The sequence below is a fragment of the Aquimarina discodermiae genome (assembly GCF_040786235.1).
Classification (GTDB): domain Bacteria; phylum Bacteroidota; class Bacteroidia; order Flavobacteriales; family Flavobacteriaceae; genus Aquimarina.
This window is the reverse complement of record NZ_JBFMKP010000001.1, coordinates 122907-144078: the sequence shown is the minus strand read 5'-3', so window position 1 is coordinate 144078 and position 21172 is coordinate 122907. Positions and strand designations below refer to the sequence as shown.

The 21172-nt window shown below is 33.4% G+C and carries 11 protein-coding genes; all 11 read right to left on the bottom strand.

Going from position 1 to position 21172, the window contains the following annotated elements:
• Window positions 1-84: 84 nt before the first annotated feature.
• The 11 genes from ABW636_RS00500 to ABW636_RS00450 all read right to left on the bottom strand — a co-directional run bounded on the left by ABW636_RS00500 (window position 85) and on the right by ABW636_RS00450 (window position 21141).
• Entirely contained in the window at window positions 85-3618 is a 3534-nt protein-coding gene (locus ABW636_RS00500; RefSeq protein WP_367587984.1) for a CHAT domain-containing protein, read from the bottom strand.
• A 1169-nt stretch (window positions 3619-4787) separates the two neighbouring features.
• The gene (locus tag ABW636_RS00495; RefSeq protein WP_367587983.1) at window positions 4788-5633 is read right to left on the bottom strand and encodes a 5-oxoprolinase subunit C family protein; all 846 of its coding nucleotides are present in this window, start codon (window positions 5631-5633) and stop codon (window positions 4788-4790) included.
• A gap of 8 nt (window positions 5634-5641) precedes the next feature.
• On the bottom strand, window positions 5642-6367 hold the full coding sequence (gene pxpB / locus ABW636_RS00490) for a 5-oxoprolinase subunit PxpB (protein ID WP_367587982.1): 726 nt from the start codon (window positions 6365-6367) through the stop codon (window positions 5642-5644).
• A gap of 4 nt (window positions 6368-6371) precedes the next feature.
• Window positions 6372-7103 carry a 5-oxoprolinase subunit PxpA gene (pxpA, locus tag ABW636_RS00485; protein ID WP_367587981.1) on the bottom strand — a complete coding sequence of 244 codons (732 nt, stop codon included), beginning with the start codon at window positions 7101-7103 and terminating at the stop codon, window positions 6372-6374.
• A gap of 25 nt (window positions 7104-7128) precedes the next feature.
• Complete coding sequence (locus ABW636_RS00480) at window positions 7129-8343, bottom strand: Nramp family divalent metal transporter (protein WP_367587980.1); 1215 nt, start codon at window positions 8341-8343, stop codon at window positions 7129-7131.
• On the bottom strand, window positions 8344-9474 hold the full coding sequence (locus ABW636_RS00475) for a DUF2891 domain-containing protein (protein WP_367587979.1): 1131 nt from the start codon (window positions 9472-9474) through the stop codon (window positions 8344-8346).
• Between the two features lie 1101 nt (window positions 9475-10575).
• Window positions 10576-11307: a thioesterase II family protein gene (locus ABW636_RS00470; protein ID WP_367587978.1), complete on the bottom strand. Its 732-nt coding sequence runs from the start codon at window positions 11305-11307 to the stop codon at window positions 10576-10578.
• A gap of 211 nt (window positions 11308-11518) precedes the next feature.
• Window positions 11519-12046: a UpxY family transcription antiterminator gene (locus ABW636_RS00465; RefSeq protein WP_367587977.1), complete on the bottom strand. Its 528-nt coding sequence runs from the start codon at window positions 12044-12046 to the stop codon at window positions 11519-11521.
• Between the two features lie 552 nt (window positions 12047-12598).
• Window positions 12599-14845, bottom strand: coding sequence for a BspA family leucine-rich repeat surface protein (locus tag ABW636_RS00460; RefSeq protein WP_367587976.1), 2247 nt, complete (start codon window positions 14843-14845; stop codon window positions 12599-12601).
• Window positions 14846-14910: 65 nt separating this feature from the next.
• Window positions 14911-16965: an Ig-like domain-containing protein gene (locus tag ABW636_RS00455; RefSeq protein ID WP_367587975.1), complete on the bottom strand. Its 2055-nt coding sequence runs from the start codon at window positions 16963-16965 to the stop codon at window positions 14911-14913.
• A 156-nt stretch (window positions 16966-17121) separates the two neighbouring features.
• On the bottom strand, window positions 17122-21141 hold the full coding sequence (locus ABW636_RS00450) for a Hint domain-containing protein (protein WP_367587974.1): 4020 nt from the start codon (window positions 21139-21141) through the stop codon (window positions 17122-17124).
• Between the last annotated feature and the right edge of the window lie 31 nt (window positions 21142-21172).

Here is a 21172-nt window from a genome sequence, read left to right as displayed (position 1 = left end):
TAAAGACACCCCTTACCAACACAAGCATGTAAAGAAAAACTCACTGATTATCAAAAATTTAACAAGGGTGTTTTTCCCCTTTTTTTACAGGGGAGAAACACCCTTCTTTCTTTTAGTCCGGTAATACAAGAAAACCCCAAGTAGCACTATCAAGCCAAATATCAACACCCAATACCATAATGTATTGCTTTGGAACGGAATTGGTGCCACATCCCTAATCAGATAAAACCCTCCCCAATAAAAAGGATCCAATCGGTTGATATCTGCAGTGTTAAGATATTGTAGCTTTGCTTGTTGCAATGCTCGAGACTTATTCATGCCCGTTTTTAGATTGGTATAAAAATATTTCATGAGCACAGGTGTTGTGCGGTCTGAAATTTCCCAACGACTTAACAATAAACTCTTGGTTCCTGCATACTGAAACGCATTACCCAGACTCATCACCCCCTCGCCTTTTGCTATCTTACCAGCACCCGTATTACAAGCACTTAATACAGTAAGTTCAGCAGGGATATTCATAGCAAACAACTCATGACTATATAAATAGTTATCTTCTACGGTATCCTTGGTTTTTGTAAACAACAGCTTTGAGTTTTCGGGGCGTTCGTTATCTATTTCTCCATGCAAAGCAAGATGAAGAATATTATATTGCTCTGCATTTTTCTTGAAATTAGCCTCTATAGCTTGTGCTCCAAAATAATATTGCCCGTCTATGATATTTGATATCTCTCTAATTTCTTTGCGCGTTCCTGGTAAATCTTCTTTTGCCGCTCTAAGCGTTGCCAACGATATTGCTTTGGTATCGAACAACTTTTCATCATCAGAAAAAGAAAAAGCCAAACACTCTTCTTGTTTATCTGCTAAGTGTTTGTTTTGAGAAACAGCGTACAACACATTTATAGAGTTGGCATATGAAATTTCATATTCTTTAAGCAAATACGAAAAATCCATAGGATTATTAGAAACATCTTTCTGAACACACAACAACTCAAAATTAAGCCCCCAGAGCATATCGTCGGGAACCATAATCAACCTATCTCCTGCTATATTATTTTCTACAGGTTTTAGCAACGTTTGATATAAACTATGCGACAACTCTTTAAACAAGGAAGTATTTTTATCTACAATTGCTTTTTTAAATTTTTCTAACTGAACGGTAAGTCCCTTTGTATTTATTTTCTCGATTTTTAACTGATCCTTAGAAATCATAAACACAAAAACAGCAGAAGTATCTGCTACAAAAAATTCTAGTATCGTTGTGTTTTCATCCAACCTATTTTGAATCTCTTGCACAGAAACAATGTTATTTTGATATTTTAGTTGGTGATATTTAGGATATTCTTTTTCTATAACTTGCACCAACGAATCTTCCCTTCTGTTAATTTCAAACAACTCACTTTCATAGCCAGCAATTTTAATACTATCTGAATTTTTCTCGGCACTTTCTGCCATAATTCTGGAAATATATTCTGCATGTTTGGATTTTAAATCCTGTTCTATAGCTACTATACGAGATGGCAATCCTACAAACTCTTTCGCATTTGACTCTGTTATCAGCTCTTTTAAAGTACTTGCCCTACTTTTTTCACTGTAATAAAATGCTTTTTCCAAATATTGTTGATTTTCACTTATCGTATACAATTGCATTTGCACCTCTATTGCTCCTGTATATATCTTCTTAACCTGCTCTGCAAAAGCCAGTTTATCTTTGTAAGCATGACGTTTTTCTCGAACAAAACCAATCAAATCATCTGCTGTTTGATATATTTTTTCCCTCTCGACCAGATTATCTACTAAAACATTTTCTTTTTCTGTATATCGTTCTTGCAACACCTTAGCCTTTCCATACAACGTAGCCAATAACACATGCTTATCTAAAAATTGGTTAAAATCAAAATCTCCTTTTTTATCTAAACCATTATTAGCTACAATGGCTTTTTCATAATACTCTACCGCCCTATCATAGTGTCGCATTTGCAAACACACATCTGCCAACTGATTATATGATTTTACTGTTCTGGGATGATGCGCCCCATTTGTTTTTAACCGAACCCTTAAACTTCTCTGTAAGCTTTTTAGTGCTTTATGATATTGTTTTTGCTCTACAAACACTTTAGCGATCGCATTATAGGTGTCACAAATATAATAACTCGTTTCCCCATACAATCGCTCTTGTATTTGCAACGCTTTTTGATAATACACCAAAGCTATATTATATTCTAGTAAAGCCATATAATACTCCCCAATATCATAATACGAAAAGGAAGTATCAGAATGTCCCTCTCCCAAATTCTTTATCCTTAACGCTAATGCTTTTTGATAATACATCAATGCTACATCATATTCTTTTTTCACCCTATACACATTTGCTATGTTATTATAGGTGCGACTTACTTCATTATGCCCTTCTTCAAAAAACAATAAATATATATCAACTGCTTTTTTAAAATATTGCAATGATAAATCGTATTCACCATCATAATAATAAATAGCCCCCATATCATTATAACTATACCCCAATATTTTATGACCTCTCGGAAATATATCTTTAAATAATTTTATACATTTTTTTTTATATTTTAGTGACAAATCATACTTTCCAAGCTTAAAATAGGATTTAGAAAAATCAAAATACAAGAAAGCAATTTTAGAATGTTTTTTATCAAATTTCTTATTCAAGATTTCCTGAGCCTTAAAAGAATTCTCTAATGCTAATTTACCATTACCATAATAACGATACACATACATCAAACTGCTATAACACCAAGCTACATTTGGATGATCTTCCCCAAACAGTGATTTAAAAATTAACATAGCCTTTTCAACAAAACTTAAAGCCTCTTCATGTTTATCAGAGCGATTAGATATCATTCCTAAATAACGATAGCAAAAAGCAGCTTTAGAACTTCTACCCCCAAAGACAAGAGTTCTTATTTCTAATGATTTTTTAAAAAACAACAACGCATTTTCATCATCACTTAAATCATAAAAATACTTTCCTAACGCATAGTAACTATCTGCCACTTTTTCATGCTTCCCTCCAAATACAGCCTTTCGAACCGATAAGCCTTTTTTTATGAAAAACAAAGCCTCCTCATATTGTGCCAATACATGATGCAAAACCCCAATTTCATGATACGAATCAGCTGTCCTATGATCATTTTTACCAAAAATAGCTTTTCGAATAGTTAATGCCTTTTGGTAATTTTCCATTGCTTTTTTAAATTGATCATTTTGTTTAAGTACACCTCCTATGCTCATATACGAGGTTGCTACAGGTGCTGTATGATCCCCAAATACACATAACCGAACCTCTAACCCTTTTTGTGCATACATCAGCGCCTGATCAAAATCATCTTTATACGCCTTTGCCAACTTATCATAACAATCAGCCATACGTTTTTGATGATCGATTGCTTCAAAACCCACAAGTGATTTTTTAAAATACACCACAGCACTATCAGGCTTATACCTTTTAAGCAGTAATTCTCTTTTTTTAAAATTCTGAGATGCTACAACGGTATCCTGTGTAGATGCCAGTCCTGTAAGACTAAACCATAAAAAAATAACGAATAGAAAAATAGATTGAATGTTGTAGTGGGGTTTTATACAAATCATTTTGATTGTGAAATACAGTTCTCGATAAAGATCGTAAAAAGTCACATTCTAATGTACTTTTAATAATAAAAATGAATGTCCGGAATTAATAATAAACTCATTATTGTCAACCTTGTTTCAGGTTCTTATTATAAGTTAGTACTTATGAATGTAATAAGATTCCGAAATAAATTCGGAATGACATTGAAAATAACATTATTACACAAAACGGATAATCATTTAATAAAATCCCCCCTATACTAAAACAACTATTTATCCCATAAAACCCTCACCCAACCCTCTCACACAAGAAGAGTGGGTTTTTAGCGATACTATACCAGAACCACATACACAAAACATCCATCCATACACGCATCGGCTCCCCCATAGTGTACTATGGCGTCTTCAAAGGAAGGGAGCTAGAAAATTTATTGAATATCTCTATTTGACAGGTATTAGCATTTCGGTACTAAAAAGCTATTCTCGATAGCTCTGCTGAGTTTATCGAAATGCAATTTTTCTACGTTTTACTACGAAAAATCACTACCATTAATGTATTTTACAACATTTTGTTTTCCAAAAACTTACATGTAATTAAATTTCATCTAACTTCCTTTGATTTAGCTTTCTGTTCGTTTTCTTTGCCCACCCAAAGGCTGCTCTGTAAAGAGTGCGCCAGCTGGCGCGTTGGAAACCAAAAGAAAAGGCGCTCCTCTGCATCACCTCGCCCACAGCTATCGCTATGTCGTAAGGTATTTTTCAGTTACACTGAAAACCAGATTTCTTTTGCTAAAATCTTTCCAAGGTTTCAAGATTTTTTAACGCAAAATAAATCTTATACTGGTGAAAAAAGATTTCAAAGCCCAGCTTTGGAACGTCAATACAACCACTGGATAAAATTTTATCGGATGTCTCGAATCGGCGTGTTTTGTAAATAGTCGTGTTTTAAGCCCTATAACCCCTTCCCTTGAGGACAATGGCGCGAAAGCGACAGGTGAGATGGTGCGCTGGAAAAGGGATGGGTGTTTCTTTAAAAACATCCTCCTCGATCCTCCTTCAAAGGAGGAAGTAGAGGTCATAAATAAAACAAATATCAGTTGAAACACTAGACAAAACCTATTAAAAAACACCTCAATTTGAAGGCTTTTGCAATCATATAAAGCTACACCCAGTATACATTAATCAAAACACTACCATTCAATCAATCTAAACCCACATTTACCCCCTCTTCTAATTTGAGCAATTTTATTGATAGCAGATTCTGCTAATTGCAAAACCCTAGGATACCCTCCTGTCGTTTGACAATCTCTCATTAACACAATCAAATCACCTGCCGGTGTTAACTGGACCGTTCCTGGTAAAACCGGAGCACTTAATATCGAAGAAGCATCATTAAAAACTTTCTCCTCTAACTGAATTGCCATCCTGTTCATTCTATTAGAAATCGTAAAACTTGAGCTAAAAATATTTAATTGATTTTCTTTTGATAATTGGTCAAATTCTACTCCTTTGTACACATCCAACTCAACTATACTTTTCTTATCTAAAGCCATCGAAATGGAAGCATATTTCGACTTGAAATTAACACCTTTTTTATATTCAATTTCATCTCCAACCTGCAACGAACTACTACCCGTTATTGGTTTAAAAAAAGATCTACTATTCATGATTACTTTTGTCAAAAATCCGCTTTTAATTCCTACATATCCATATACATTTTTCTTACATGATTTTATTTCCAAAACATCATCTTTAGTAAGCAATAAAGGAGTAAACATTTTTACAACAACACCATTTAAAAAAGCATCTACTTCGGCACCTGTTAACACTACCACTGTTTCCGTATCAAACTGTAAAGTCGGCCCTCTAAAAGTCCACTCTAAACATGCATCATTTTCATCATTACCTAACAGTAAGTTTGCTAATTGAAATGACCTTTGATCCATAGCTCCACTTTTAGGCACCCCATATTTTGCATACCCATAACGTCCTTTATCCTGAACAGAAGTTAAAAAACCGGTCTCTACTAATTTCATCTTTCCCATCATTCAAAAACAAATTCTGGTGTATACAAACCATGAAAAAACAATGAACTTATATCGTTATATTTTTTTTCTGATATCGACACAAATTGAATTCTATCACCAGGACTAACAAAACAACAATCCTCCTTATTTGGGTCAAAAAAATCCACTGGACATCTACCAATCACATGCCATCCACCGGGACTTTCTACAGGATAAATCCCTGTTTGATTTCCACCAATTGCTACGGCTCCTTTTTCAATTTTTGGAGATGGTGTAATTTTTCGATCACAAAACAATTTTTTATGCAAACCACCCAAATACAAAAAACCAGGTAAAAACCCCATAAAATAGACCGTATAAACAGAAGAAGTATGCAATGCAATTACCTCGTCAATAGACAAGTTTTTATCCTTCGTAAAAACATCTAAATCCATCGCAAGAGAAGAAGCATAACAAACCGGGATTTTCCACAACTTATTTTTGACCAGCACACCACCAAACTTCGCGTTACAAAGTGATTTTAAGCTCAAAACCTCACTATAGAAATCCTCTATAGTTGATGCATAATAAATTAATAACGAGTTATATGTAAACACTACTTCAACAATTAATTTACCATAAAACTTTTCTACTGATTTTTTAACAAGAAGTATCTTTCGAAGCGAATTTTCATCAATTTTCGGAGGCCATTCTATCAAAATTGACTTTTCTGAATATCTTTTATACTGTAATTCGATCTTCATATTCTTATTTTGTTCCCCCACTCAACTCCAAAAATTTCTCTTTCAGATATCTTAAAATTCGAACGCAATTTGGATGATCGCCATGTACACAAATCGTATCAAAAAAAACAGGGACTTCTACTCTATTTACAGACCATATTTTTTTTTCAGAAATCATTTTAAAAACATGCTCAAAAACTTTTTCTGGATCCATTAGAATTGCATTGTCTTTTTTTCGAGACACCAGCGTCCCATCATCATTATAATTACGATCTGCAAAAGCTTCTGATTTCACCTCAAAATCTTCGCCAGAAAGATACGCTATTTTTGAATTATTAAGTGTTATTATTTTTAAACTTTTATCGACATTATTTATTGACTCTAAAATAACCCATGCAATTTCTTCATTTTGTATAGCATCGTTATAAAGTGCTCCATGTGGTTTGATATGATGCAAACTTCCTCCTTCTTTTTCTGCACATATCTTTACCAATCCTATCTGTTCTGTAAGAGATGATATCAAATCCTGAGTCGACAACTTCATACTAACTCTTCCAAAATTTTCTGGATCGGGATACGATGGATGTGCACCTATCTTTACCCCATACTTCATAGCCAATCGTATTGTTTTCTGAACAGTTTGACGACTACCCGTATGACCACCACAAGCAATATTTGCCCAAGCAATATGCGGCATAATCTCTGCATCAAAACCTGCTCCTTCTCCAACATCTGAGTTTAGTATTATTTTTTCCAATTCTTACAATATTTACAAATATTACTTACAAATTTATGATTACATTCCAAACACTTCTAAGTCCTAAAAAACAAACTACCAATAACACAAGAATACCTAACAAGTTTTGCTGTCTTGAATTGGTATATTGACCTAGTATTTTTGATTGATTCATCACCCATAAAAGAAAGGTGGCAACCACAGGTAAAAGAAGTCCATTGGCTATCTGTGCAAATCGTATAATTTCTATTGATTTTATCCCTAAAGAAGAGAACACAACTCCTAGTAAAAGGATGATCATCCATACCGCTTTAAACTTTTTACTTTTTAGATTTCCTTTCCATCCCAGACATCCTTTTACAACATACGCAGCTGCCAAGGGCGCAGTAATTGCAGAGGTAATTCCTGCGGCAAACAACCCTATTGACAATACATATTTTGCAATCGAACCAAAAACAGGTTCTAAACCTTTTGCTAAATCTGCTGCACTATGTACCTCTGTTTGTTGCATAGCTGCTCCTGCTATCATAATTGCAATAGACACTATCCCTCCCAGCACTATTGCTACTACTGTATCTTTTCTTGCGGTTGGTAAATCTGTTGTTGATTTCCATTTTTCTCTTACTATAGATGCATGAAGAAACAGGTTGTAAGGAACTACGGTAGTGCCTATTAAGCCAACAATGGTAAGTAGTTTGTTTGTAGAAAAGTCCGGAACAACCCCTTTACCTAACTCCCATATATTAGGTTTTGTAACTATAGCCGTTGTAATAAACGCTAAACTCATTAGTAACACTAATCCTATTAAACTGCGTTCTATAAGCTTATAGTTGCCACTATAAAGCATTATAAAAGCAATCCCTCCTATTAATATACTAATATAGCTTTTGGAAATATGCTTATTCTCTGTAACAGCTTCTAACAACGTATTTACTCCAAGCACTCCGCCACTAATATTTCCCGCTTCATAAGCCGCATTTCCTATAGCAATAGCCGATAAAATCAGTACAATAAGTACATTTTTTATTGCCTTATTTTCGAATTGAGAAGTTAATACTTCACTCAATCCTTTTTGGGTAACTACTCCTAATCTGGCTGCCATTTCCTGAAGTATCACACAAGCAACAACAGATATTATCAGAGCCCATAATAAGGTATAACCAAATTTTACTCCTGCTAATGTACATACTGTTACTGTACCAGGGCCTATAAAAGCTGCTGTAACCCAGGTACCAGGCCCTATTGAAAAAAGCTTTTTCATTTATTTTGTATTTGTAGTAAGTGCATAAATTGCAAAGGATCCTAGCCAATGTCCTCCTTCATAGCTATCCCCTACCAAATTTGGTAAAGAGTATGTCACATGCTTATTGGCTACAAAAAATAAGTGTTGGTATTCTTCATATTGATTGGCCAGACCATACAACACCCATCCACGGCTAAAATTAAGTCCATCTAAATGCACTAACTTACCATCTTTCCTATCAGATACTTCTCCTACTTCTATTGCAAAATCAGAAGCGGTAAGAGATGGCATAAACTCAGAAACCCATTGTGTAAATTGAGTTTTATTTAAAACTCTTCTCATAATATCAATTTCTTCGAAACAAGGAGATAAAAAGTCATAACCACTGGGTTCCCAATCGATAGGGCAACCACGATCTTTATTATAAAATGCCACAGCTCGCGTTTCTATCATTTCTCTTAATTCCTGATGATTCATCGTTTTTGCATAATCCCAGGCAAAAGAAAGCCCAAAAGCAGTATTTGTATGCTCTCCGACTCTAATGGGGTATTTAAGTTTTGGTAAAAAATCGATGTATTTTTGAACAATCAAATCCGTAAGAGGCTGTAGGTTACTTTCTAGTTCTTTTGCCATTGGATCATCCCAAGTATGTAACTCTTCGGCAAGTTTTAACAACCACGCCCAACCATAGGTCCTTTCATAAGACTTATTATGTTTTCCTTTAAAGTATTGTACTTCTATGGCTATCTTTTCTTTTGTAATATTTTGCGAGAGTATACTTCTTGTTTTTTCCTTTTCCTTCAGGTTAGGAAACATTTTTAAAAGCTTTACTGCAGACCAATGACCATGTACCGATGAATGCCAATCAAAACAACCATAAAATGTCGGGTGTAATACACTTGGTTCTCCTATATCTTCTTTTTCTCCTAAGGTTTGTCCTAATTTGTTTGGATACTCTGTTTGCAAACATGCTAATGGTAATTCTAACAACTTGTTTGCACTCTCTTCTGTAAGATATAGTGGTTCTTGAATCGTTTCCTTAGGTTTTGCTATTGAAGAAGTTGATTCTGTCGCTTTTGGATTATTTGGAGTATGATTATTACAATTACAAAAGCATATACTTATCAATAAAAATACGGTTCGATGCATAAAATTCTATTTAGAGTTTTTCTAACACCTGGTTACTTAAGAAAGATGGTAACACAAGCAATAGACAAAAAATGTTTCTCTAAAATATTGTTTTATTGAAGGATATCTAACTGATTGTTAATAAGAAGGAAAAATAGTTTATAAATTGTCACTACCAACCCAAATTGTCACTCTTTTTTCTGCTATTAACTTAAAAGTTTTGTGTTGACCCTTCGATAAATTCAGGCTAACTAGTATTCCGACACTAAAAAAGCTATTCTCGATACAATTTTTCTTCATTTTACTTTGAAAAATCACTACCATTGACGTATTTTATAATGTTTTGTTTTTCATAGTTTTATGTGTTTGTAAGTTTCGACTAACTTTCTTTGATTTAACCTTCTGTTCATTTTCTTTGCTCGCCCAAAGAAAACGAACCAAAAGAAAAGGCACTTTTTTCAAGGTATTTTTCTGTTTCACAGAAAACCAGATTTGTTTTACTAAAATCTTTCCAAGGCTTCAAGATTTTTTAACGCAAAACAAATCTTATACTGGTGAAAAAAGATTTTCAAAGCCCTGCTTTGGAACGTCAGTATAAACACTGGATAAAATTTTTATCGGCTGTCTCAATTCGACGGCTTTTTATCATTTAGTAGTTATCCGAATTCGCGTTATTATAGTTAAATCTATATTATTTGTCATCTGAACTTGATTAAGCATCCCAGTTAACAGCCGTACAGCCTAGAGCGATGAGATCCCAAACTAGATTTGGCATGACATTATATACTGATTTAGCTATATTTAACTTAGCATTAATCCTACTTTATCATCTTTAATCCATAGAATTTAATTCCATACATTTTAAAAGAAATACAATTTACATCCCTCTAGTCGTCGCTTAATCTCACCTACAACTAACGTTGTGATGTATTCAAAAGGAAACTTGTTCCCCTTCATTTGAAGACAATTGTGCAAAAGCGACAAGCGAAATGATGCAAAGAAAAAGGATGGATGTTCTAAAAACTCTAAGATAATAAGGTAAGATAGTTTGATTTACACACAAAAAAAAACCTCAAAAAACATTTTTTGAGGGTGTGGAAAGATTGAATTGGTATCTATCTTTTATAATATAATTTCTTTTTTATAGAAATTTTTTATTGTAGTTGCCATTTCTTTGGGATGATCCTGAATAAAAAAATGTCCTCCTTCTATTAATTTATAAGAAAAGTCAGAAGAAGTAAAATTTTTCCAATTCTCTATTTTAGAATTCCTTTCTTCTTTGGTTCCCATTATAGCGTGAATTGATGTATTTATGACCATACCTTCTTCAGAAAAATGATCTTTCTCCAAAACTTCGAAATCTGCACGCATTATAGGGCTAAAAAACTCATATAAATCCTTATTTTGCAACACTTCTTCGGGAACCCCTCCTAACATTCTTAGCTCTTCTTTTAACTCTTCATCATTCATAAGATGTCGCTGCTTTTTTCCGTTTTCTCCTGATAGTCCATCTGCACCAGGCCCTGGATTACCTGATACGATTAATTGTAACGGAGCATCAGAAACATCCTCTAAGTGTTTTACAACACTAAGTCCTAGTGTAGCCCCCATGCTATGCCCATAAACAACATAGGGTTGTCGGTTTCTTTTATTTTTTATCTGGTTTACATAGTCCTGTATTACCAAATCTTTGGTTTTCAGTAATTCTTCTCCAAACCTTTTTCCTCTTCCGGGAAGCTCTATAGGATGAAATTCGTATTCACTACCTATATAACTTTTAAGAAAGTCAAAAGAATACCGGTTACCCCCTGCAAAATGTAGCAGAAAAAGCTGTGGTTTATATGTAGTTTTCATTGATAAATGTGTTTTTAGATTGTGAACTGGTTTAAACTTTTTTCAATTCGCTATAAAAATGCTCTTTTTCACTTAACTTTCATCTTTTTCTTACTTCGTAGCGCTGTTATGAAGTGTGAAAAATATTTCAATTGACCAAAAAATCATCATTTTTCGCATGAATCAAAAAAGTTTAAACTAGTTCTGTATTGATAAGTTCATCACTGTATAATTATATCGCCAGTGGAAATTCTGAAAAATAGTACTCTGGAAGCGTAGCCAGAATGTTCTGTCGTATCGAATTAATACGCACCAATATTTTATCTTTATTATTAACCTTAACGATCTCACATTCTAAGCCAGCCAGAACTCCTTTTCGAATTGTTTTAACCTCTCCCTCTTTTACAATTTCTGAATTGCTTTCTATATCAGATACATCCTCTGTGTTTACTAGGAATTTAATTCTTTTGATTTCCTCATCAGAAACAATAGCATATTCTTTTCCGAAACGAATATAGGAACATGATCCATTTATATCCATTGCTTTATGAAAATCTGATCTTGATTGAATTTTAGCAAAAACATAAGAAGGAAAGAGTGGTTTCATGATTACTTTTTTTCGATCACTCCATTCTCGTATTGTTTTTACCAAAGGGACAAAAGATTCTAGTCCGTTTTCGCTTAATAATGTTTCTACTTTTTTTTCATGATGGGACCTTACGTATAAAACGTACCACCCGGTTTTAAGAGATGTATTCATATTATAATTTTGATTGATGTGAATAATTATAAATGAAATATGTCTTTTACATACTGCACAGAGCATACTGCACAGAGCATATAGCACATTGAAGAATTAGCTATACATTAATACCCTACTATAAAAAATCATTAGGGTCTAGAAATATTCAAAAACTGATATGGTAGTAACAAATGTGTATTTATCAAAAACACACAAAGCATTGTCTTATAACTTTTTGTAACTGGACGCAAAATGCTAATGGATAATTCTGGTAAAAAGAAAAAATATTGATTAATTATTTTTTGACATGGCTCCGCCTACTACAATCCCATGTAGTTTCTATGCAGAAATATGAAATAATCGACTTTTGCACTATCAAAAGCCTAAAAGACATATAACAAAGCGTATTAAAAATAAATAACTACTAAAGTAGCTCCTTATATTTGATTACCTCACAAATATATTCAGAAGATTTGAAAAAAAGCATGTAATTAGTATGTTTTGAAATAATATTTCAAAACATACCTATAAATCAATAATTTACAAATTAAAATTTACTTTATTCGAAATTTATGACGCGCAAAATTGTTTATCATATACAACTCCTTCGGTACTTACTTTAAATTCATAATTTACAAAATTCCTAAAGCTTCCTTCTCCTTCTCCTCCAGAAAAGCCTCCTAAAGTAAATACAGCATCATTACCATTATATGGAGAAGTTAGATCAACGTCATTATACAAGATTAAACCGTTCTCTATTTGACCATTATAGTTAGTAATACTTATATAAACTAAATCATTAAAACCAGGAGAGGAAAAACAGCCACCATTAATAATCTGTATTGGAATACTACTTAGTTCATCACATAGTTTAATCCTAAATGGAATAATAGAATACCAATCTGTCCATTTACCGTTAGCACCTTTTACCATTATTTCTAAATCATAGAAGCCTTTTTCCTTAATGACTGGGGTAGATGGATTGATTATATCTATTATAAATTCATTCCACTGTTCTGCTGACTCTTCTATCCGTATTGGTATTTCACCTGACACTTCCCCTGAAATAAGCGCTTGTCTAGAAGCACTTTCTTCAGATATGACCCCTACTGGACGAAATGGTGCTGGTCCTATTCGAATATTCTTTTTTCTATATCTACCTTTTGCTTCAGTAATGGTTTGGTTTGCCTCTATTTTAAAATTTACTTTACAACTTAATTGCTCGTAAAAACTAACCAATGCTTTTTGTTGGCTTTCTATTTCTCCTTGATACAATGAAACAGTAGATATTCCTAATTGCTGAGATGTCAAAATCGTAGTATATGTCCCGTTTTTATGATCTATAGTTTCTCGTACCGATCCTAATGAAGCACCTATTCTAACAGATTCTCCGCCAAACGTCAACTTTTCTCCATCTTTACCGATTGCCTGAACTACAATTCTGGTTGAATTCCCTTTATTTATATTTACATTTTTTGGAATCACTGTGATAATCGAGTGATGTATATCGATCAAACCTGTACAAGATTGCCCCTTATCGCTAATTTTCCAATTAAACTGATTAATTAGTTTAGTTCTACCTTCTGCTGCTTTACAAAAAGTACTATCACCAGCATCGAATGGTACATTTTCTTTTAATGTTAATTTACTCCAACTTGTCAATAGTTTATCATAATTTTCCTGAGACAGCTTTGTTCCTGCAAATATTCTCCCCATGTTAGTCACATTACTTACGTTCCAACGATCAATTTCACCATTAAATGCAATGGTATTACTAAACAATTGGTACATACCCGTAACTTTAGCAACATTCCATCCATTTAAATTTCTATTAAATGCTATTGCTCGAGAAAACATACCATTCATATTGGTAACATTCTTTACATCCCAGCCACTAATATCTGAATTAAACACATTTGTATTTTCAAACATTCCATGCATTTTTTCCACTCCGCTTACATCCCAGTTACTAACATCTCCATTAAATTTTTTAGCGTCTCTAAACATTCTAGACATATCGACAACTGCAGTAACTACCCAATTATTAAGATTAACATTAAATTCTGAAGCATTTCTAAACATTTCAGACATATTAATTGCGTTATCTACTTTCCAATTGCCTATATCTACATTAAATGATCCTGTATTCCTAAACATTGCCTGCATATTCGTAACCTTAAGCGGAATCCAATCTCTAATATTTCCATTGAACAATGTAGCATTACTAAACATATAAGACATATCAGTAACATTACTAACATTCCAACTATTTAAATCTCTATTAAATGAGGAAGCATATTGAAACATATAGGACATATCGGTAACATTACTAACATTCCATCCATTAATATCTCCATGAAATAAAGAAGACTCGAACATATTTGACATATCTGTAACATTTACTACATCCCAGTTATTGATATCGGCACTAAACCTAGTCTCTGCAAACATTCTTTTCATACTTCTTACCAATGAAAGATCTGGGGAATCTAACGCATTCAATTTTAACTTTGTACAACCATGAAAAGCAGATTCCATTGATTCCCACTTTATACTTCCCCATTGTTCGACGCTTAGTATTTTATCCTTATCTCCTCTTCGGTTAAAATATATTCTAGGGAAAGTTCCACTTATTTTTATGGTATAGATACCAGGATTAACATAGATATGTCTTACAAAAAAATTACTTATTGTCTCATTGAAACCGTCTCCCCAATCAATATTAAAATTATAGTCACTCGACCCTGTAGGTATCGTAATAGACTCGTTAGCAGTAGTGGTTTGCCATGTTGATATAAAGTAATCTGTTTCTGCCATATCATATTTTTACATTATTGTTCTTTTTACAAAGAACACATTTGATTAAAGTTACTTTCCCAGTTTTAAGTAGCGCAAAACTGTTTATCATATACAACTCCTTTTGTATTTATTTTAAAACTATATGGAGAGATTCTATTACCTTCTCTAAGGCGAAAATCTCGATCTCCTCCATTATAGAGAATAGTCAAATTATTGTCACTATAAAAGATCTGCCCATTATCTATTTGAAAAGTATTACTCTGCAGGGGAACTATATAAACCGTTTGCCATCTAGCTATCTCAGTAAAACAACCTCCTACACCTATTTCTAAATCAATTCCGGGGTTTATTTTGTTATCACAACCAATAACAAACGGATCACAAACGAACCACTCTGTCCATGTCTGGTTTGCTCCTTGTACTCTTACTTCTAAATTATAATATCCCGGCGCATTTAATACCGGAGTGCTAGCAGCAGCTATATCATTGATGTCAAAAACCACCCAAGAAACAGATGAATCTCTTTGCGGTTTATATCTTCCTTCTGCTGCTATGACAGCTTGGTTAACCTGAATGGTAAAATCTACACTACAACCTAGAGCATTATAAAAACTAACCATTGTAAATTGAGGATTAGTAGCCCCATTTACCGTAAAGGTAAGTTTTGCAGAACCTGCTCTGTTGGATGTTAGCTCTGCTGTATAGGTTCCATCATTATTATCTACAGTACTAGTAATAGCACCTATCGATGTTAAAATTATAACTCTCTCTCCTCCCGTCGATAAATTTATTCCTTGGTCATCTTTTAATTGAACGGTAACTATTGATTTTGAAGTTCCGTTTGCTATTACATTTTTTGGATTTGCAGAAATAATACTTTTAGTACTATCAAAATTTGATACAGGACATATCTGTACATTTTTAAAATTACTAATACTACTTTGAAGCATAACATCTACATCAGGTATTATAACAGACTCTAAGAAGAAGTTGGTTAAAGATACTTGTCGATTTAAAACAACATCGACCGATACTAAACTGTTCTTATTTTCTGTAGAGATACATTCACTTTGAAATATTTGCTTTGTTTTTACAATTGCATTTTTTGTTACTCCTGTGTCTGAAGTAATATCCGCCATAAAAAACGTATTACCGTTATCTTCTATAATAGAATTATTTCTTAGTGCCCCGATATGAGCTTTTACATTTTGTGAGCTTTTACCCCATAGGTGGTTAAAACTACTATCAAATTTATGGATATTAAGGTTTTCTTGCTGAACTCTTGTATTCCAATAAATTCCATCATCAACATGATCAGCGTTTAACTCATAAAAACCATTAATGCTTTCAAATTTTTTAACAGATAATCGTATTGGTTGTGAAGAGTTAACAGGAAATTCCAACAAAAAATAGTGAAAAGTAATTAGGGATAACTTATACTTCAAAAGCACAATTAATTTGTCATTTCTTTGAGCTGTATCAATAGAAATGGGTCTTATTTCATTTAAAGGTAATGCTGTATCACTTAAATAATCATATCTTTCTATAGATTCTAAATGTTCATCTAATATTGCTATTGATAATATTCCATTGTTTGATGTAGCACGATTTAGTGGAGCTACAACTACAATAAGGTCATTATGTACCGATAGCCTCCCTGAAAATGACATGGTCCTACTTTTTAGAGTATTTCCGTTCTCATCAACTACAACGACCAATTCTTGTTCTTGAAATACATAGTTACCTCTTCCTGTTTTCTTTAAGCATGTATAACCAGAACCTGTTGTTTGATTTTTATAAGTCTTACTCCATAAAATATTTTCTTGATCATTTATTTTAAAAAGAAGTGTATGTTTTTCTCTTTGATCAGGACCAGAATAAGAAACTCCCTTTACAAGAAATTCGTTCTCATCTGTATCTATTATATTTGTAAGGGTAATTGTTGTAGTACTATCTCTTACATATGTATATTTAAAAACAGAAATAACATTTAAATCAATATCTGTTATAATAATTACTGGTTCGTTTACTTTAAGGTTTCTTGTAAAATATATCCTATCCTTAATTTTTCCTAAAAAAGATAAAGGATAGTCATTTTCATCTATATTAATTTTTTTTACTACCGATATGTCTGCCATAGCTTTACAATCTTTTAATCAACCTAAACACTATACCTATAAAGTTTACTTACAAACAAGTGTTGGAATTATTAATGGTGTTTTGATATTCCAATTAGTTCATTGCAGGAATAATGAAAACGACTAAAGGAACTTCTTTCAATGCCTTTAGAGCAATCATTTCACAACGTCATCTCTACTGTCAATCCCAATTGCTCCTCTCTCTCCTGCTCTGGCGACTGCTCTAATAATTGTTGGGTTATGCACCATACAACCTTGTACAAAATAATTATCTCCTGACTCTAATTGAAGTAACCCAACTTCTAAGGATTCTTTTATAGTTCTTTTGGATTCAATTTCTACCAATCTTCCATTTTTATCTATTAAAAAAGCTCCTGCCCTCAAGTCATCTGGTAACAGCCATGCTACTTCTTCTCTATTTCTACTAGCTAAAACAGGATGACTTGGTGTAATGGTTAACACCTCTCCATTTACCAATGTGATCTCACGATATTCATCTACTGTTTTCGTTGCAAAATCGACTACTTTACTTGTTCCTTTTACAGCATTTTCCATCAAATCATCCAAAAGCATAAGCTCCTTATTTCCTAAAGGTAATTGCGGATTAAAACTATAAACGGTTAACTCATCACCTACCAAAATATTTCTAAGTTTTTTGGATCTACCACTTGCCATTAAGATATTAGACTCCAGATCAAAGCAGCCGCCACCTCCAGTTCCAATACCAATATCAGGTCCATATTGAAACCATCTAATTGTTATCGATTCTTGATTGTCGTTAATAACATTAATTCCTCCATTTCTATCTTCTCCTATATTTTTAATAATAGAAATATTAATTTTTGCAGTACCTGTTCCTCTTAATGGATTAATTGTTAAAAAACTACTATCAAATTGAGCTATTTGCCATGGAACGCTTGAGTTTATAGTTACTTCTCTAGGCGTCCTATCAATATCGCTAAATTCTATTCGATTTGGACTAATACTAAAGGCCGCTATCATATCAAATTGGATCCCTTCGGTCCAAGCACTCCATACCCCAGTATTATCCTGAACACGAACCCTTAAATAATGTCGACCAGCCCTTGTCACACGAACAGAAATATCTTTGGTCGTTTCACTATAAGGTTTCCAAACTTCTTCTTCATAGCAAGTTTCCCACTGATATAACGCAATAGTACCATCTGGATCGGTTGACCCTTCTGCGGTAGCTCCTATAAACTGTCCTCCTTCAGGGGTGATTATAGCAGATGTTCTTTCTGGCGGTTTAAAACTTATTCTTGCTGTTGGTGCTTGGTTTGACAAACTTAGTACAAACTGAGCTGCTGCTGTCCATGCACTCCATGCCCCATCATTATCTTGAACACGTACTCTAAAGTAATGTGTCCCGATTCTTCTTAAAGTAACTCTAAGTATTTCTCTAGTATTACTATGAGATTGCCATGATTCATTTCCGAAACGTGTTTCCCATTGATATGCGGTAATTGTACCATCGGTATCTATCGAATTGCTTGCTTCTACAAGAACATCAATACTTCCTTCTGGAGGTATCGAACCCGAATCTGAGCCCCCAGACCAATGAACTCTAGAAATTCTTGCAACCGGAGCTTCATTAGGACATTCATCAATCGTAAAACGAGGGAATGAATACCAATCGGTCCACTCGTTATATATATCCATAATCCTAACCTGTAGATCATATACTCCCGCAATAGCAACCTCTGGTGTTCTCATATTATTTACATCAATGGTAAACTCTTTCCAAGTGGAAGATGTACTCAATTTATATCGTCCTCTGGCTTGCGTATATCGCTCATTTGCAACTATGGTAAATGGAATTGAACATGTCTGCCCTTGGCTATCTCTTGGGATACAACATTCTGGTCTTTCTCCATAATTTACGCTAGAAATCTCTAAACCGTTACAACAATCACCGTTGGTATAGGTGACAGAAATAATTTCTATATCTGGCAACAAACTTATCGGTATGGTTTGATATGCGCTACAACCGGTTTCCTTGTTTATAACTAATGCTTTAGCATTAATTTGCCGTTCGCTACCTAATTTAAACAGATATCGTTTGGTATAATTACCATTTCGATCTGGAATAATCTTCTCCCATTTTCCGTTTCCATAAAAATCAAACTCATATTCGTTTGCAGTGTCTAGCCCATGATAGGTTACGGTCACTGTTGTACCAACTTCATCGGGATACGTAATCGTAGTTGTAATATTTGTTTCTGGTAAACTTCGAACTATAATTTCATTTTCTACAGCTTCTTCATTTACAGTAAAAGTGATTATATCATCTAGATAAATATCAGGTACAAGAGATGGATTAAAATAACTTTGATTCCCTCTTAATTCTATAGCATTAATTTCTACCTCACCCACGAACGCTTTTACCTTTCCGTTAAACGGTTCTATAGTCATTTCGAAAGGTTCTCCATCTTGGCATATTTCTGTTACTGGTAATACTAAGCCTATATCAATTCTCTTATTACAGCATAAATAAGGTAATGTGAAATCTGCCATTACCATAGGATTTTGCTCAGATTCATAGATCATGATAAATGTCCCGCCGACATAAACTCCTGATTTATGCTCTAATCCAGAGTGTCTTTCTATGTAATCCTGATAGTATGCTTTTGACTGATCTTCATTTTTATCGAGTTCTGCCAAAGAAACGACCATCACATCAAAAGCTAGTTGATTATCAAATTTCAAATCATTAATTACTTGCAACGCTTCGGTATATGATTTTCCCTGATGTCCTTCTATACGATAAAACGAAGTATGATCTTGATTATAGGTTAATGGTTTTTGAACATGATTTCCAACAGTAACTAAACCCGAATTCTCAAAGTAACTCAGATTATTTTGTGGTATTCTATTTTTAGTTTTATCAAAATCCCAATAAGATCGTAATTCTCTATTTGCTTTATAATAAAATGGAATTGCCTTATCACTTAATCTAGTTCTTATATCCGAAGGTGTAATTTTAATAATTACTTCTTCTGAGTCAAAATTAGAAAAACGGCGTATTTGGTCATTAAACCTATTGATCAATAATTCTATTTGATCTAGAATATGCTGTTCATCTTCTATAGGAGAGTGGTAAAAACTATGTCTATAATTCAGTTTGTTATCTTGATCCAGATTACCCAGCATTATATGTTTTGGGAAAGCATTAAAGTTGGGGAAACAAACTGTGGTTAGTTTAGGAATCAGTGCTTTTATCTCATTATAAGTATCGATAAGATCCTTGATAAAAGTGTAGCAATATTGAAATCCGTAAGGTTCACTAGCTTTTAAAAAAGCTTCTGTTACGTTTAATATTGAAGTATCATCTAATGCATTTTCTTTTTTAAAAAAATCAGTAATGTGTTTAAAATTGTTTGTGATTTGTTGTTGAATACTCTGATCTCTAAAAATTGCCAAATACAATTTTCGAATGATTCCAATATTATCGGTATACTTACTTATTACAGGTCTTTTTAAAGCTATTTCTGTGAGCCTAGCATATAAATGACGTGGGTCTTTTTCTAAATAAATAGTATCAGAAGCTACAATATGATCAATCCCATCTTGGTTGGTCACTAACACCCGAAGATTAGTTACTTTTTCGATTCCGTGATTATCACAATCTACACCTTTACAAGGGCGTGCATCTTTTTCATAACTTTCTAAATATAAGATCAGATACTTATTTTCTATTATACTTGATTCATCTACTATAGCTCCATTTTTGGCTATTTTTGTTTTTGATGGAGTCGTTAATAATTCTGTCAATTCTATTTGCGATCCATCATCTTTATGAAATGGAGCATAGCGAACCTTATGATTGTCATAATCTTGATAATATTGGTAAGTTTCCTTAATTACTTCTATTATCTTTTGGTCTTTTTGCGGTTTTATTAAAGTCAATAAATCCCCGTCGGTAGTAACTCCCGAACCTTGAGATAATTCAACAGCAATTGCCTGGTTTGTTCGTCTATTTCTTATCACTGTAGGTTCTAAACCACAGGTAACTCCTACTCCGCTTAATAACACTCTGGATAACCTATCCTGATCTTCGAAAGAATCCAGAAATTCATTAAACTGTGTATGTTCTACATACTGTCCTTGTTCAAATTTTCTATATTGGGTGGTGATTTTTTCTAATTCCGTACTCATTGTCCTGTGTTTTTTATCTATCAGATACTTG